This is a genomic window from Neorhizobium sp. SOG26, from assembly GCF_003491345.1.
Classification (GTDB): Bacteria; Pseudomonadota; Alphaproteobacteria; order Rhizobiales; family Rhizobiaceae; genus Neorhizobium; species Neorhizobium turbinariae.
On record NZ_CP025512.1, the window covers coordinates 608,593 to 624,209 of the forward strand.

The following is a 15,617-nucleotide window of genomic DNA, read 5'->3' on the forward strand; positions in this document are numbered from 1 at the left end:
CAGCAAGCCTCTTGACCTTCCCATGATGGGAAGCCCCACATAAGGCAGGAAAGCGAGATTCCTGCCATGAACCAGACTGTCAAGCCGATCCATAAAGCAGAGCCCTTCACCATCCCCGTCGAAGGCATGACCTGCGCATCCTGCGTACGCCGGGTGGAAAATGCCGCTGCCAAGGTGGCAGGCGTCGACAAGAGCGCCGTCAACTTCGCGACCAAGAAGCTGTCGATCGAATCCGCCGAGGGCTTTTCGCCGGAGGAGCTGGAAAAGGCGATCCGCAAGGTGGGCTATGAGATCCCCGCTGGCGCCATGCAGCATGCGATGCGCGAGGCGGGCCTGGCGACGCCTGGGCCGGAGGAGGTGCATCGGCACCACGGCCATGGGCATGGTGCGGAGCACGGGCACGAGCACGGGCGTGGAGACGCAAGTGCTCACGCGGATCATGCAATACATGCCAGCCATGCGAGCCACGGGAGCCATGCCGGCGGGCATGACCACATGCAGATGCATCGCGGCGAGGAAGGCAAGCTGAAGCGCGACCTGGCGATTGCGCTGGTGCTGACGCTGCCGCTTTTCGTGCTGGAAATGACCGGCCATGCGTATCAGCCGTTCCACCACTGGCTGATGGGCGTGATCGACACGCAGAACCTCTATTACTTCTATTTCCTGCTGGCGACGGCGGTGATCTTCGGGCCCGGCCTGCGCTTCCTGAAGCACGGCATCCCAGCCCTTCTGCGCGGCGCGCCGGAGATGAATTCGCTGGTCGCGATCGGCGTGCTGGCGGCCTATGGCTATTCGCTGGTGACGACGTTTGCGCCCGGCCTGCTGCCGGAAAGCGGCCGCTTCGTTTATTACGAGGCCGCGACCGTGATCGTCACGCTGATCCTGTTCGGGCGGCTTCTCGAAGCCCGGGCAACGGGCAAGACGGGCGAGGCGATCGAGAAGCTGGCTGGCCTGCAGGCCAAGACCGCACGCGTCGATCGCGACGGGAAAGTGCTGGATATCCCGGCCGGCGAGGTGGTGGCTGGTGACGTGGTCGTCATTCGTCCGGGCGAGCGGGTGCCGGTGGATGGCACGGTGCTCGATGGCGCCTCGAATGTCGATGAATCGATGATTTCCGGCGAACCGCTGCCGGTCGAAAAGACCGCGGGCAGCACGGTCATCGGCGGCACGATCAACAGGACCGGCTCCTTCCGGTTTCGGGCGGACAAGGTCGGCCGCGATACGATGCTGGCGAACATCATCCGCATGGTGGAGCAGGCGCAGGGCTCGAAGCTGCCGATCCAGACGCTTGTCGACCAGGTGACGGCCTGGTTCGTGCCGGCGGTGATCCTGCTGTCCGTGCTGACTTTTGCCTTCTGGTACCTTGTCGGGCCGGAACCGGCGCTGACGCATGCGCTGGTGAATGCGGTGGCGGTGCTCATCATTGCCTGCCCCTGTGCCATGGGACTAGCGGTGCCGACGTCGATCGTCGTTGGCGGCGGGCGTGCGGCCGAACTCGGCGTGCTGTTCCGCAAGGGCGAGGCGCTGCAGGAGCTGAAGAACATTTCGACCGTCGTTGTCGACAAGACCGGAACCGTGACCAAGGGCCGGCCGGAATTGACCGATCTGCAGGCGGCAGATGGTTTCGGTGAGGACGAGGTGCTGGCGCTTGTTGCAAGTGTCGAGGCGCAGTCGGAACATCCGATTGCCGAAGCGATCGTCAAGAGCGCCGAGGCGCGCGGGCTCACCCTGCCGCAGGCCAAGAGCTTCCAGTCCGTGACCGGCTACGGCATCGAGGCGGAGGTCGAGGGGCGGCGGGTCTTGGTCGGGGCCGACCGCTTCATGGAAAAGCTCGGGCTGTCCGTTGGCCAGTTCGCCGATGTTGCCGCAGGCCTTGGAGATCAAGGCAAGACGCCCATCTATGCTGCGGTGGATGGCCGCCTGGCCGGTGTGCTGGCCGTGGCTGATCCGGTCAAAGCGTCGAGCCGCGAGGCGATCAAGGCGCTTGAGGACATGGGCGTTGACGTGGTGATGGTGACCGGCGACAACCGCCGTACCGCCGAGGCCGTCGCGCGCCAGGTCGGCATCGGCAAAGTCGTGGCGGAGGTCCTGCCGGAAGGCAAGGTGAAGGCGATCCACGAGTTGCGCCAAGCTGGCCGCCGGCTCGCCTTTGTCGGCGACGGCATCAATGATGCGCCGGCGCTGGCCGAGGCGGACATCGGCATCGCGATCGGCACAGGCACGGATATCGCCATTGAAAGCGCCGACGTTGTTCTGGTCGGGGGCGAGTTGACGGGCGTTGTCTCGGCGATCGGCATGAGCCGGGCGGTGATGAAGAACATCAAGCAGAACCTGTTCTGGGCCTTCGGCTACAACGTGGCGCTGGTGCCGGTGGCGGCAGGTGTCCTGTACCCCGCCTTCGGCTGGCTGCTGTCGCCGATGATCGGGGCGGGCGCCATGGCGCTTTCGAGCGTCTTTGTGCTCGGCAACGCACTGCGGCTGAAGACGGCAGGGATTGGAGAAACGCGATGAATATCGGTGAAGCATCTGCCGCATCCGGCGTATCGGCCAAGATGATCCGCTATTACGAGGAGATCGGCCTGATCCGGCCGGTGGGCCGGACCGGCAACAACTACCGCGTTTATGGCGAGGAGGAGGTGCATGTGCTGCGCTTCATCAAGCGGGCGCGCTCGCTGGGCTTTTCGCTGGAGGAGACCGAAACGCTGCTGAAGCTTTGGCAGGACAAGAGCCGCACCAGCGCCTCGGTGAAGGAAGTCGCGACCGCGCATATCAGCGATCTGGAGCGGCGCATCGCCGAGATGCAGGGCATGGTGAAGACGCTGAAACACCTTGCGCATTGCTGCGGCGGCGACGACCGGCCGAGCTGCCCGATCCTCGACGACCTAGCCGGCGAGGGTGCCGGTGCGCGCCAAAGCTCAACGAAAACCAGGCAGATCGCCTGAGGCGGCTGCCGACGAACACGCACATCAACCAAGGAGAAAAACCATGCCAGCCATTTTCAACGTGCCGGACATGACCTGCGGCCATTGCGAAAAGACCGTTCGCGGGGCGCTTGAAGAAGCGCTGCCGGGTGCACCGGTGACGGTGGATCTCGGCGCCCACCGGGTGACGGTGGAAGGTGACGCGGGCAAGGCAGAAGACGCCATCCGCGAAGCCGGTTATTCGCCAGAAAGGGTCGCAGCCTAAAGTCCGTTTGGAGCGCCCGGAGCAAAGCTTTAGGCAGTCTGGAGAACCGCCTGAGCACCAGGCTTCGGCCAAACGGATAAAACAGAACCGCCCGAGCACGAAGCTTCGGCCAAAGGGACAAAAAAGAACCGCCCGAGCACGAAGCTTCGGCCAAAGGGACAAAAAGAACCGCCCGGAGCGAAGCTTCGGGCGGTCTTGCAAACACGGCGGAGGAGGTTGCCGTGCCGCTGGAGATTTAGAACTTCACGGCAATGCCGACGTTCACGACGTGCTGGTCGAAATCGACATCGGTTCCGGCGATGTCGCCGCTGCCGAAGTCGTTGTAGCGATATTCGACACGACCGAAGACGTTGTCGGTGAAGGCGTAGTCGAGACCGCCGCCGATGGTCCAGCCATGCAGCGTATCGTCATCATCCACGCCACCGCCATCGACGTTGACATTGGTTGCCGTCCAGCCACCGGCTGCGAACAGCAATGCGCGGTCGAAGGCATAACCGACGCGGCCACGGACCGAGCCCGAGAAGCCGGATTCGGCATCGACGCCGGCATAGGTGTTCTCGTTCCAGTCGTAGTTTACGTCACCTTCGATACCGGCGACGAAGCCGTTCGAGAACTGCCAGTTGTAGCCAACGAAGGCGCCGAACCGGCCGCCGTCGAAGTCATCCGAACCGCCCGGCAGAAGCGTCGAGTCGGCGTTGCCCCAGGCGTAACCGCCGTGCAGACCGATGTAAGGGCCCGACCAGGTGAATGCGGAAACGGTCTCGATCGCCTCGGGCGCGGCCGGGATGGTTTCAACCGCGTCGGCGGCGTAAACAGCGGAAGAAGCGGTCATGGCGGCCGCGGATGCAAGAATGAGAATAGCCTTCATGGGTATCCCTCCGGGTTGATCATGAAGGCATAGATAGTGCGCCGCGGTTCTTCGGCTATGACTAAAATACAACACCCTGAAAAATCTGCGCTTGCCGTATAACAGATTGATTCTTAAAGGCAAAAATAATCCGGGAAGATCTTGAAATCGCGGTGCGGGCGGACAGCGGGTTGCTCTGGCAATGTTCCCGAGGCTCCTTCAAGGAGTAAGCGGACCGGGTCGAGCGGGCTTTTCCGTGGCGGCAGCTTCCGCAGAGGGCGCAACGAAAAGGCGCCTGCCTTGTTCGGTTTTTGAGCTTCCCCATATTGGGGCCGAAGGAGAATTCCGTGTTTCGTTTCGACAATTCCTATACCCGACTGCCCGAGCATTTTTTCGCTTCCGTTTATCCGGAGCCGGTGGAAGGGCCGACGCTTCTGAAGTTCAATACGGCGCTAGCCGACGAGCTTGGCATCGAGGCTGATGAAAGTGACCCGGTGCGGCTGGCGGCGATCCTGGCGGGTAACGTCGTGCCGGCCGGTGCCTCGCCGATCGCCATGGCTTATGCAGGGCACCAGTTCGGCAATTTCGTGCCGCAGCTGGGGGATGGCCGGGCGATCCTGTTGGGCGAGGTGGTGGACAAGGCCGGACGGCGGCGCGACATCCAGCTGAAAGGCGCCGGGCCGACGCCGTTTTCGCGCCGGGGTGACGGAAGGGCCGCACTGGGGCCGGTTCTGCGGGAATATATCGTTTCTGAAGCGATGCACGCGCTCGGCGTGCCGGCGACGCGGGCGCTTGCCGCCGTGGCGACGGGCGAGCAGGTGTATCGTGAAAATGTCGAGCAGGGCGCGGTTTTCGTGCGCGTGGCCGCAAGCCATGTGCGGGTCGGGACCTTCCAGTTCTTTGCCGCCCGCGGTGACACCGACGGCGTGCGAACGCTCGCCGACTATGTGATCGAGCGGCATTATCCCGAGCTGAAAGACAGCGACGACCGTTACCTGGCGCTGTTGCGGGCGGTGGCCTTCGCGCAGGCTGATCTCATCGCCAAGTGGATGGGCATCGGTTTCATCCACGGGGTGATGAACACCGACAACATGACGGTGTCCGGCGAGACGATCGATTTTGGTCCATGCGCCTTCCTCGACGAATATGACGCGATGAAGGTGTTCTCCTCGATCGACCAGATGGGGCGTTACGCCTATCGCAACCAGCCGGGAATCGGCCAGTGGAACATCGCGCGGCTGGCCGAATGCCTGTTGCCGCTGTTGGACGAAAATGAGGAAAAGGCCGTGGAAGGCGCGAACGCCGTGCTGAAGGCGTTCGGCGAGCGTTTCCAGGCGGCCTGGCTTGGTGTGTTCCGGCGCAAGATCGGGCTTGGCCGCGAAGCAGAAGGCGACGGCGAGCTCGTTCAGGCGCTGCTGGGTGCGATGCACGAGGGCGAGGCGGACTTCACGCTCGCCTTCCGGCGGCTGGCCGATGCGGCCGAGGGCCACGACGATGGCTTTCTGTCAACATTCAAGGATCCTGCCAAGGCCATCGACTGGCTCGGCCGCTGGCGCGAACGGCTCGGTGCCGAGGATCTGGGCGGCGCTGCGCGGGCGGCGGCGATGCGGAGCGTCAACCCGGCGATCATTCCGCGCAACCACCGGATCCAGGAGGCGATTGCGGCCGCCAACTACGGCGACCTGAGCTTCTTCGAGCGGCTGCTGCAGGCGCTGGAAAAGCCCTTCGAGGAGCGTCCGGAATTCGCCGACTACATGCTGCCGCCGAAGGCCGAGGAGCGCGTGACGCAGACATTCTGCGGTACGTGAGGAGGCCTTCGCCTCCGCCGCTCAGATCGGGAAGCGCGGGGGCGGTTCGGCCGTCTTGTCGAGCATTCCGGGCTTTGGTTCACCGTGGCCGAAGGGGCATTGCAACGGTTCGGTGACCGGTGTGCGGTTGCGCTGCGAGCGGAAGGCGGCGGAACGCTCATAGGATTGTTTTCTCAACCGCATGATCTGGCCGAGCGGCTGATGGGCCGATAGCCCGTTCCAGGGGCTGAAATGCATGCCGTCATCCACCTGGCGGGCACGCTCTTGCGACCACGCCTGCTGCGGTTCCACCGTGATGCGGGCAACGGTGACGAAGGGGCTTTTTTCTTCCGGCCAGGGATCGACGCCTTCCACCGGCATGGAATCAAGATCGGCGCAAAGCTGCACCTGCAGGTCCCAGACCGCCGTTTCGTCTTCGAAAAATTCTTCCACCGCATGGCGGATGACATCGCCGTCTTTCGAGGTGTTGAGCTTGGCGCCGGCCAATGCCTTGAGGTTTTGCGAGGCGGGCACGACGGCGATCTTGGCGATGTAGTCGCCATAGCGCAGCGGCAGCTGCGTAAAGAAGCTTTCGCCGAGGATATGGGTCGGCGGATTGCCGCCAAGCGATTTCAGAGCGGCACTTTCGAGCCCCACTTTTTCCAAGGTCGCTTCCACGCCGCGGAAGACTTTTGACAGCACTTCCTTGGTGCCTTCGAGGCGGTCGGTGGTGGCTGCAAGTCCTTTCAGGTTCAGGAGAAACGCCCTGGCGCTCGGCGAATTGAACTCCCTGGCATTGACCATCACGAAGTCCTGGCTGCGCGATTCCTCCGAGCCGGGCAGGCGATCGCCTTCCACCTCGAGGATCTTCAGCGCCATGCCACGTGGCGTCGACACCGTGTCATGCAGAAAATCACCCGGCGTCGTGGAGAGGCGGATAATGGCTTCATAGGTGCCGGGCCTGGCAAACAGGCCCTGCGCAAGTTCCGGCGGCAGGTCGTCCAGCACCTCGACCCGCGCCTCGAGCAACCCGTGGCTCTTGGCATGCACCGAGCGGATGGCATGGGCGGAATTCGAATAGGTTTCCTGCGAGATCGACAGCATGGTGTCGGCGATCGACTTGGCCAGCGTCGGCTCGTCCGGCTGGATATCCTCGACATCCGGACGGTACCGAACGGGCGTGACGGAGAGGCGATTGATCATCGGGCGGCTCGCTTTCGAGGGCAGGTGAGGCGGCGTGGCGCCGCCGGGCAAACGGGATGATGTCGCCTCAACGGAAGGGTCGAAGGAAATGTTCCGGCAGAACAAGGTGTTGGACGGGACCGTGACAAATTATGCGATGGATAGGAAAATAATCCTTGACGGCGTGACGGTGCTTTGGTAGGTTTTGGTCATCGTCGAGGAATTGCGGCGGCAGAGTGGCTCCGGCTTCGTGGAGCATAGCCGTCGTTCTCGATCCTCCAGTAACTGGGCCCGGCCTTTGCACCGGGCCTTCTTTTTACCAGCATGATCGGCAGCGTGGACGGTTGGGGCGACGTGGAAACACGGGCGCGCCTTGCCATGCCCGGTTGATGCGCAGGCACGGAGCCCCTGCCATGGATGAATTCGACCGCTTTGACCCAAGCCTGTTCGGCACCTGGACGGAACGCGTAAGCTACGACGGCAAGGCGCCGGCGGAGGATCCGGCGCTGGCGGGCGAAGTGCGTCGCGTCTTGCTCGAGGTGAAATCGGCGGACGTGCCGTTCGATCCGGCAGACGAGCTGCGACGGCTCCTGAACGAGATGACGGTGGAGATGCGCGAGCAGTTTTCCACCTTTCGCCGCATGCGTGCCGCCGCCGAGATTGCGCTCGAAAGCGGTGACGAGGCGGCCCAGAAACTGGCGCGCGCCGATGTGAAGGCTGCCACCGATGCCATGTCGCTAATCGTCCGTACGCTGGAAAAGGTGGACGGGCTGCAGCGCCAGCTGGCGCATGACCGCGAGATGGAAGCGGAGCGGGTGGCCGACGAGGGTGGTTATGAAGAAGCGGTGCGTGAAGTCGAGCAACTTATCGAAGACCGCGCACAGTCCCTCTACCGCAGCCGATGTATCGCCGCTGGCATTGATCCGGGCGAGCCCGGCGGTCGCACAGGGGGTCCGCCGCAACAGCCCGACACCGGTTGAGGCGAGATGTATCGAGGTGCTGGAGCAGCACGAGGAAGAGATGTCGGCGATCGGACAGATTCGCAAGGTTGGCTACCAAGCCGTGCAAGCCGGTGCGTTCGCGTCGGCTCCGCTAGGCGAGGGTTCGGACGTACCGGCGACCGATGTGGTCGCCGATCCGGACGCAACTGGAGATGCGGCAGGCAAGGGCGTGTATCCCGCCCCCTCATCCGGCCCTGCGGGCCACCTTCTCCCCGTCGGGGAGAAGAGGGAAAGCGCCCGATCGCCGGTGCTTTGCCAAGCGGTCACCAAGCGGCCCGGCGGGTGGAAAGGCCACGCACCGCGTCTGAGGCGGAAATGGTCTCTGGCAGGACGGCCTGAACAGCAACCGCCGCCGGGGGATTGGCGGACATGGCTGATCATGGGCGGGCGGGGCTCCGGCAAGACCCGGGCCGGGGCCGAATGGGTTCATCGTATCGCATCAGCAGGTGCCCGGTCGGACCTGCGCATCGCGCTGGTGGCGGAAACGCTGGGTGATGCCCGCGAGGTGATGATCGACGGTGTTTCCGGCATCTGCCGGATTGCACGCAAGGATCGTCCGCAGTTCGAGGTGTCGCGACGGCGGCTCGTCTGGCCGAACGGCGCGGTGGCGCAGATCTTTTCCTCGGAGGATCCGGAGGCGTTGCGCGGGCCGCAGTTCCATTATGCCTGGTGTGACGAGCTGGCGAAGTGGAAACATCCGGAAGACACGTTCGATATGCTGCAGTTCGGTTTGCGGCTGGGCCACGACCCGCGGCAGCTGGTGACAACGACGCCGCGGCCGGTGCCGATCCTGAAACGGCTGATCGCCGATCCCGGCACGCGGCTGGTGCGGATCTCGACGCAGGACAATGCCGGCAACCTGGCGCCGGGCTACATTTCGGCGCTGGAGGCGCGTTACGGCGGCTCGCGGCTTGGACGCCAGGAACTCGGCGGCGAGCTGATCGAGGATCGCGAGGACGCGCTCTGGAAGCGCGCCGATCTCGACGCCTGCCGGATCGGCTTCCATGGCGGACGGATGATCGGCGCGATCCGGCGGATCGTGGTGGCGGTGGATCCGCCGTCCGGTTCAGGCGCCGGCTCCTGCTGCGGCATTGTCGTGGCGGGGCTCGAAACCAGCGGTCGCGCCGTGGTGCTGGCTGATTGTTCGGTCGAGGGATTGAGCCCGGCCGGCTGGGCGCTTGCAGTGGCGAAGGCCTATGGGCGCTTCCAGGCCGACCGGATCGTTGCCGAGGTGAAGCAGGGCGGCGAGATGGTGGAGGCGATGCTGAAAAGCGTTGATGCCGGCCTGCCGGTGCGCATGGTGCGCGCCACGCGCGGCAAATTCCTGCGCGCCGAGCCGATTGCAGCGCTCTATGAGCAGGGGCGGGTGGCGCATGCCGGGCGGTTTTCGGAGCTGGAGGATCAGATGTGCGACTTCGGGCCCGACGGGTTGTCTTCTGGTCGCTCTCCGGATCGGCTGGACGCCCTGGTCTGGGCGTTGACGGCGCTGATGCTGGAGAACACTGCGGAGCCGCGCGTCCGAGGGATCTAACGGCGGCTCCGGAATGGCAGCCGGATCAAGCCGGCTGCTGGATCAACGCCGGGTCGCGGGCTGCTGCGGAGCGCTCTCGCGGATCTGCTTCCACTCGGATTCGAGGCGCTCAACGATGTGCTGCGGGATCGGGTTCGAAGGGGCGGCCGGAAGTGGCTGCTGCATCATCATGATCTCCTTGTCTTCAGAAAGCCGACCAAAACGTTGCGGCCCGTCTTTGGTTCCACATCATTAGCGAAATGTAAATCAGCCGCTAAGGCTCTAAAACGATTGAAAAATTCTAAACCGATTGAAACTTTGGGATAGGGTGAAGGGGTAAGCTTAACATGGGTCTTGACCGCAACCGCTTCTTCCGGATGATCCGCCTCAGGCCTTGGAAGGGCAGGCTCAGCACCGGCCAGGTGGCAGGATTGAACGCGATCCTCGACGGCTGGAAAGGCCGCGCGCCGGACCTGCCGGCGACTGCCTTGGCCTATGTGCTGGCCACCGCCTACCATGAAACAGCCGCAACGATGCAGCCGGTGCGTGAAACGCTGGCAAAAAGTGACGCGGCGGCAATCGAGCGGCTGGAAAGGGCGTTTCGCGCCGGGCGCCTGGGCTCGGTGAAGACGCCTTATTGGCGGCGGGATCGCGATGGCAAGGCATGGTTCGGCCGCGGCCTCGTGCAGCTGACGCACCGGCGCAACTACGTAACGATGTCGAAGCTTGTTGGCATTGACCTGGTGGCTGATCCGGGGCGGCTTCTCGAACTGCCGGTCTCGGTGGAGGTGCTGATCGAGGGCATGCGGCATGGCACCTTTACCGGCCGCACGCTCGGCGACTATTTCACGGCGCGAAAAAGCGACTGGATCCGCGCGCGACGCATCATCAACGGCACCGACCGGGCGGAACTGGTAGCCGGCCATGGCCGGGCATTTGCCGATGCTCTTGGTTGATGCTCTTGGTTGATGCTGATCCCGCCATATGCTATTTTATACATCATGGCTCCGGCGCTGTTGATCCTAGACCGAAAACTGTTGCTGAATGACGGCAGGATCATCCAGATGAAGGTCTGGCGGCTGCCGGAGGCAAGTCCGGAGCGGCCTCACGGTTTGAAGTATTCGCTGTTCTTCGGCAGGCCCGGCCAGCGGATCGTTGGCTACGACAATGAGGCAGGCAAAGGGGATCACAGGCACTACGGCCAACGTGAGGAATCCTACAGCTTCTCAAGCCTTCAGCAACTGATTGCCGATTTCGAGGAAGATGTGCGCAGGGAGATGACGAAATGAGCGAAGTCCGACTGCATGTGACCGACATGGATAACTTCTTTTCCGACGCGGCAACGGCTGCCGCCGCGATCGATGGCGGCGAGGAGGGCGGTGGAGCCTCGGCAATCGGCTTTGAAAGCATGGATCTGCTGCTCAAGGTTCTGACGCCAAACCGGTGGCGGCTGCTTCGCGCATTAAAGGGCGACGGCGCCTCGTCGATCCGCAAGCTGTCGGCGACGCTCGGACGCGACTATCGCGGCGTTCATGCCGACGTCACGGCGCTTCTTGCAGCGGGTCTGATCGAAAAGGAATCTGGCGGTCTGGTCCACGTGCCGTGGGACAAGATCACCGTTGAAATGGCTTTCAGCGAAGCCGCTTAAACCTCAGGACATTCACATGAAACCTTTCTTCCAACCGGCCTGGTTTTCCAGGCGCGGGCGAAAAGCCGTGGCTGCAAAGGCGCCCGGCGCCATGTCGGCAGCCATGCCTGCAGAGGCGAAGATGGCGGGGACCTTGAGTTCCGGCTTTGCCATTGTCTCGGGCGAGGCGGCGGCGCAGTGGTCCGGCCGGTCCTATGCGGCGCTTGCGCGCGGTGGCTTCATGAAAAACCCGGTGGCGCATCGCGCCATGCGCATGGTGGCGGAGGCTGCAGCCTCCATTCCCTGGCTCGCTTATGACGGAGCCGAGGAGGTGCCCGACCATCCGACGCTTGGGCTTCTGGCGCGGCCGAACGGGCGGCAAAGCGGGCCGGACTTCTTCGAGATGCTCTATGGTCACCTGTTGCTTTCCGGCAATGCCTATGTCGAGCCTCTGGCGATCGGCGGCGAACTGCGCGAACTGCATCTGTTGCGGCCGGACCGGGTGACGGTGGTGGAAGGGCGTGACGGCTGGGTGAGCGGCTATGATTATCGCGCCGGTGGCGTAAGCCGGCGTCTTGCTGCCGAGGCGGGCGAGGATGGGCGGCCGGCGGTGCTGCACCTGAAGCTTTTTCATCCACTCGACGACCATAGCGGGTTTTCGCCGCTCGGTGCTGCAGGCGCGGCACTTGACCTGCACAATGCGGCCGCTGGCTGGAACAAGGCGTTGCTCGACAATTCCGCACGGCCTTCCGGGGCGCTGGTCTACCAGCCGAAGGAGGGTGGCAATCTTTCGGCCGACCAATACGAGCGGCTGAAGGAGGAGTTGGAGGAAGGGTACTCCGGAGCCGTCAATGCCGGGCGTCCGCTGCTCCTGGAAGGCGGGCTCGACTGGAAGGCGATGTCGCTTTCGCCCAAGGACATGGATTTCGTGGAAGCCAAGAACGGGGCGGCGCGTGACATTGCGCTCGCACTCGGCGTGCCGCCGATGCTGATCGGCATTCCGGGCGACAACACCTATGCGAACTATCAGGAGGCGAACCGCGCCTTTTACCGGCTGACGGTGCTGCCGATGATCGCCCGCACCGCCGCGAGTTTTTCGGCCTGGCTTTCGGATGCCTACGGCGAGACGGTGCGGCTGGAGCCGGACCTGGACCAGGTGGCGGGGCTGGCGCTGGAGCGCGAGGCGCTATGGGCGAGGGTGGGGGCGGCAGACTTCCTGACCGACGAGGAAAAGCGGGAAGCTGTTGGCTATTGATGAAAGGGCGGCTGAGGCATAGGTTTGTAATACGGCGTATTACAATGGAGGCTCCGATGAGCGACAAACCCGTGCTGTCCGACCCGATCACGTTACGCATCCCGCAGGATATTCTTCAAGACATCCAGAAAATCGCCGAGACGGCGGACCGAAGCCGCTCATGGGTGATCGTGCGGGCGCTGAAATATTACCTGATGGCGGAGGGAGCAGAACTGCTGGAGATTGCGACCGCCCGCCAGGAGATCAAGGAGGGGAAGGTCGTCGACATGGATGACCTTCTGGACGAACTGGACGCCCTGACGGACACGGATGATCGTGCGCGGACAGACGCTGCATGAAGAAGGTCCGCGTGTCGACCATGGCCGCGGACTATATTCGGTCTGAGCGGGGCTACCTGACCAAGTTTAGCATCGCGGCCGCGCGGGAACTGAGCCGCAAGCTGCGCAACGCCCAGATGCTGCTGCGGCGGCATCCCGAGGCGGGAAAGGTCAAGCCCGGCTCTGGTGGCGTGCGGGTCCTGATCGTGCCGCCTTATGTGATCGAGTACGAGGTTCACCCGGACGAGATCATGATCCTCGTCATCCGCCATGGACGGCAAGAAGAGCGCCATGAGGAAGATGAGGATTGGTTCGAAGACTAAGGCTTGAAAGCAACGTCGGCCCGATCTGCTTCGACTTCTGAAGCTGTTGAACCGGTTTCTGAACAACCGGAACCACTGCACGAGCAAATGCGCGCAACCGATTCAAGTGAATCGGTAATTTGATACCGTCGCGACGGGGCTGCGACCGCCAGTTGCCGATCTATCCGCAAATCCTAATCAAGAGAGATTAACAATGGCTGACCTCGGCAATGACCCGGGCACCCTTTCGGGTGCCGTCGGTGGCGTGTGGGCGGCGAAGGCGATCGGGGCCGCGGCAGGCGCCGGCGTGTCGCTGATCTACCTCCTGCCGCAAAGCCGCCGCGAGGCGGCGAGCCGGTTCCTGACCGGCATGAGCTGTGGCTGATCTTCGGCGGGCCGACGGGCATCTGGCTCGTCGATTGGCTGGGGATTTCGGGCCAGGTGTCGCGGCTTGAGACCACGTTGACAGGGGCGGCGGCGGCGAGCCTGAGCGCCTGGTGGGTGCTCGGGGCGCTCGCCCGGCTTGCTGACCGTTACGGTGACCGCGCCAGCCGCGGCTGAACAACTTCCAAGGATATTGCAGGGAGAATGCCAATGCACGCTTACCGCGGGCCTCGCCCGCATGCGCGTCCGATTTTGCGCCCCAACGCGCGAAAGTTCGCCAACCTGGAACTCGCCGGCATCACCGGCGACGGGACCTTCAGCGGTTATGCCAGCGTCTTTGGCGAGGTGGATCTGGGCAAGGACCGGATCGAGCGCGGGGCTTTCCTCAATTCGCTGGTGGAGCGGGGTGCGCCGGGCGTGCGCATGCTTTTCCAGCACGACCCCAACGAACCGATCGGCGCCTGGAAGACGATCCGCGAGGATGAGCGCGGGCTTTATGTCGAAGGCGTGCTGTCGCCAGGCGTTGCGCGCTCGCGCGAAGTGCTGGCGCTGATGAAGTCCGGAGCACTCGATGGCCTGTCGATCGGCTTCCGGACGGTGCGTGCCCGCACCGACGCCAAGACGGGCGTGCGCCGCATCCTGGAGGCAGACCTCTGGGAGATCTCGGTGGTGACCTTCCCGATGCTGCCTTCGGCGCGTGTCTCCAACGTCAAGCATGCGCGCTTTTTCCGCGACCGGGAAACCGAGCTTGTCCGCCAGATGCGGCGGGCAGCGAAGATGATGATGAGCTCAACCTTCAAAGGAACGACGATATGACGATTGTGCCCAGTGCAGAGCCCAATGCAGAGCCAAGTGCAGCCCCGGAAGTGAAGGCGGTGCCGGAAACGGTGACCGCCGCCTTCGACGAATTCATGGAGGCGTTCGAAGCCTTCAAGGATGTCAATGACCGCAGGCTCGGCGAGATCGAGCAGAAGCTGACCGCCGACGTGGTGACGCGGGACAAGATGGACCGCATCAACCGCGCCATGGATGACCAGAAGAAGGTGCTCGACCAGCTGCTTTTGAAGAAGGCGCGGCCGCAGCTTGGCTCCGGCGGCGGACATGGCCGGGGGCCTGAGCTTTCGCCGGAGGCGGCCGAACACAAGGCGGCGTTTGACGCCTATGTACGGCGTGGCGAGGAGGCGGGCCTGCGCGAGCTGGAGGCCAAGGCTTTCTCTTCGACGACGGGCGCTGATGGCGGCTATCTGGTGCCGCCGGAGACCGACTCGGAGATCGGCCGGCGTATTGCGGTCGTTTCGCCAATGCGCGCGCTTTCCACGGTGCGCACCGTGTCTTCGGCGGTGCTGAAGAAACCGTTTGCGACCTCCGGCCTTTCCACCGGCTGGGTGGCGGAAACCGCGGCCCGTCCACAGACGAACACGCCGCAGCTCGCCGAGCTTTCCTTCCCGACCATGGAGCTTTACGCCATGCCGGCGGCGACGCAGGCGCTGCTGGACGACTCGGCGGTCGACATCGAGGCTTGGATGGCGGGCGAGGTGGACCTTGTGTTTGCCGAACAGGAAGGCGACGCCTTCATTCGCGGCGATGGCGTCAACAAGCCGAAGGGTTTTCTGTCCTACACGACCGTGGCCGACGCCTCCTGGACCTGGGGCAATATTGGCTATGTCGCGACCGGCAGTGCCGGCGCCTGGAAGACCTCCGGTCCTTCCGACACGCTGGTTGACCTCGTTTATGCGCTGAAGGCCGGGCATCGCCAGAACGGCACCTTCATGATGAACCGCAAGACGCAGGGCGACATCCGCAAGTTCAAGGACGCGGACGGCAACTACCTGTGGCGACCGCCGGCAAGTGCGGGCCAGCCGGCTTCGCTGATGGGTTACCCGATCGCGGAAGCCGAAGAGATGCCGGATGTCGCGGCAAACTCGCTCTCGGTGGCATTCGGTGACTTCCGCTCCGGTTACCTCGTGGTCGACCGCGCCGGGGTGCGCATCCTGCGCGATCCGTATTCGGCCAAGCCCTATGTGCTGTTCTATACGACCAAGCGCGTCGGCGGCGGTGTGCAGAACTTCGAGGCGATCAAGCTGGTGAAGTTTGCCGCGAGCTGAGGGCCCCCCCTAGCGCGACCCCCTCACCAAGCAAATCTACGACTTAGCCAAGGCCAAGATCGTGATCGCCGTCGCGAGGGACGCGCTCCGGCCTTCGATCGTTGAAATCGACTT

At 63.8% G+C, this 15,617-nt stretch carries 17 protein-coding genes and 1 pseudogene; 15 read left to right on the plus strand and 3 right to left on the minus strand.

Going from position 1 to position 15,617, the window contains the following annotated elements:
• The first annotated feature begins 66 nt into the window (after window positions 1-66).
• From CYG48_RS02995 to CYG48_RS03005, 3 genes are read left to right on the plus strand one after another with little or no spacing between them, the layout of a single operon-like run.
• Window positions 67-2,511 (plus strand): heavy metal translocating P-type ATPase, encoded by a 2,445-nt coding sequence (locus tag CYG48_RS02995; protein WP_118849020.1) that lies wholly within the window; start codon window positions 67-69, stop codon window positions 2,509-2,511.
• Window positions 2,508-2,942 carry a Cu(I)-responsive transcriptional regulator gene (cueR, locus tag CYG48_RS03000; RefSeq protein WP_118849021.1) on the plus strand — a complete coding sequence of 145 codons (435 nt, stop codon included), beginning with the start codon at window positions 2,508-2,510 and terminating at the stop codon, window positions 2,940-2,942. Before CYG48_RS02995 ends, cueR begins: the two co-directional genes overlap by 4 nt.
• Before the next feature lie 43 nt (window positions 2,943-2,985).
• Entirely contained in the window at window positions 2,986-3,186 is a 201-nt protein-coding gene (locus tag CYG48_RS03005) for a heavy-metal-associated domain-containing protein (protein ID WP_118849022.1), read from the plus strand.
• A gap of 235 nt (window positions 3,187-3,421) precedes the next feature.
• Here the strand turns inward: CYG48_RS03005 and CYG48_RS03010 are convergent, their stop codons facing one another.
• A complete protein-coding gene (locus CYG48_RS03010; RefSeq protein ID WP_118849023.1) occupies window positions 3,422-4,054 on the minus strand; it encodes an outer membrane protein in 633 nt (210 codons plus the stop codon).
• Between the two features lie 290 nt (window positions 4,055-4,344).
• On the opposite strand from CYG48_RS03010, the gene CYG48_RS03015 reads away from it, so the two are divergent.
• A complete protein-coding gene (locus CYG48_RS03015; RefSeq protein WP_445304316.1) occupies window positions 4,345-5,841 on the plus strand; it encodes a protein adenylyltransferase SelO in 1,497 nt (498 codons plus the stop codon).
• 21 nt (window positions 5,842-5,862) lie between these two features.
• On the opposite strand, the gene CYG48_RS03020 is transcribed toward CYG48_RS03015, so the two are convergent.
• Window positions 5,863-7,023 carry a catalase family protein gene (locus CYG48_RS03020; protein ID WP_245450401.1) on the minus strand — a complete coding sequence of 387 codons (1,161 nt, stop codon included), beginning with the start codon at window positions 7,021-7,023 and terminating at the stop codon, window positions 5,863-5,865.
• A gap of 392 nt (window positions 7,024-7,415) precedes the next feature.
• Here CYG48_RS03020 and CYG48_RS03025 point away from each other — a divergent pair, with 392 nt between their 5' ends.
• Both CYG48_RS03025 and CYG48_RS03030 read left to right on the plus strand, forming a co-directional pair.
• Window positions 7,416-7,982 (plus strand): hypothetical protein, encoded by a 567-nt coding sequence (locus CYG48_RS03025; protein WP_118849025.1) that lies wholly within the window; start codon window positions 7,416-7,418, stop codon window positions 7,980-7,982.
• A 325-nt stretch (window positions 7,983-8,307) separates the two neighbouring features.
• Window positions 8,308-9,534, plus strand: a complete 1,227-nt coding sequence (locus CYG48_RS03030; protein WP_245450531.1) for a DNA-packaging protein — start codon at window positions 8,308-8,310, stop codon at window positions 9,532-9,534.
• A gap of 42 nt (window positions 9,535-9,576) precedes the next feature.
• On the opposite strand, the gene CYG48_RS22760 is transcribed toward CYG48_RS03030, so the two are convergent.
• Window positions 9,577-9,705, minus strand: a complete 129-nt coding sequence (locus CYG48_RS22760; protein WP_256371648.1) for a hypothetical protein — start codon at window positions 9,703-9,705, stop codon at window positions 9,577-9,579.
• Window positions 9,706-9,860: 155 nt separating this feature from the next.
• Here CYG48_RS22760 and CYG48_RS03035 point away from each other — a divergent pair, with 155 nt between their 5' ends.
• The 9 genes and pseudogenes from CYG48_RS03035 (at window position 9,861) to CYG48_RS03075 (ending at window position 15,503) form a co-directional block, all read left to right on the plus strand.
• Window positions 9,861-10,469, plus strand: coding sequence for a hypothetical protein (locus tag CYG48_RS03035; RefSeq protein WP_118849026.1), 609 nt, complete (start codon window positions 9,861-9,863; stop codon window positions 10,467-10,469).
• A gap of 12 nt (window positions 10,470-10,481) precedes the next feature.
• Complete coding sequence (locus CYG48_RS03040) at window positions 10,482-10,802, plus strand: toxin-antitoxin system TumE family protein (protein WP_245450532.1); 321 nt, start codon at window positions 10,482-10,484, stop codon at window positions 10,800-10,802.
• Window positions 10,799-11,161 (plus strand): HVO_A0114 family putative DNA-binding protein, encoded by a 363-nt coding sequence (locus CYG48_RS03045; RefSeq protein ID WP_118849027.1) that lies wholly within the window; start codon window positions 10,799-10,801, stop codon window positions 11,159-11,161. The genes CYG48_RS03040 and CYG48_RS03045 overlap by 4 nt, the downstream gene beginning before the upstream one ends.
• Window positions 11,162-11,252: 91 nt before the next feature.
• A complete protein-coding gene (locus tag CYG48_RS03050) occupies window positions 11,253-12,395 on the plus strand; it encodes a phage portal protein (protein ID WP_118849028.1) in 1,143 nt (380 codons plus the stop codon).
• A gap of 56 nt (window positions 12,396-12,451) precedes the next feature.
• Window positions 12,452-12,733 carry a CopG family ribbon-helix-helix protein gene (locus CYG48_RS03055; protein WP_118851466.1) on the plus strand — a complete coding sequence of 94 codons (282 nt, stop codon included), beginning with the start codon at window positions 12,452-12,454 and terminating at the stop codon, window positions 12,731-12,733.
• Window positions 12,730-13,035, plus strand: a complete 306-nt coding sequence (locus CYG48_RS03060; protein WP_118849029.1) for a type II toxin-antitoxin system RelE/ParE family toxin — start codon at window positions 12,730-12,732, stop codon at window positions 13,033-13,035. The genes CYG48_RS03055 and CYG48_RS03060 overlap by 4 nt, the downstream gene beginning before the upstream one ends.
• A gap of 193 nt (window positions 13,036-13,228) precedes the next feature.
• Window positions 13,229-13,575, plus strand: a pseudogene (locus CYG48_RS03065) (DUF6107 family protein).
• 33 nt (window positions 13,576-13,608) lie between these two features.
• Window positions 13,609-14,214, plus strand: a complete 606-nt coding sequence (locus CYG48_RS03070; protein ID WP_118849030.1) for an HK97 family phage prohead protease — start codon at window positions 13,609-13,611, stop codon at window positions 14,212-14,214.
• Window positions 14,211-15,503 (plus strand): phage major capsid protein, encoded by a 1,293-nt coding sequence (locus tag CYG48_RS03075; RefSeq protein ID WP_118849031.1) that lies wholly within the window; start codon window positions 14,211-14,213, stop codon window positions 15,501-15,503. The genes CYG48_RS03070 and CYG48_RS03075 overlap by 4 nt, the downstream gene beginning before the upstream one ends.
• The last annotated feature ends 114 nt before the right edge of the window (window positions 15,504-15,617 follow it).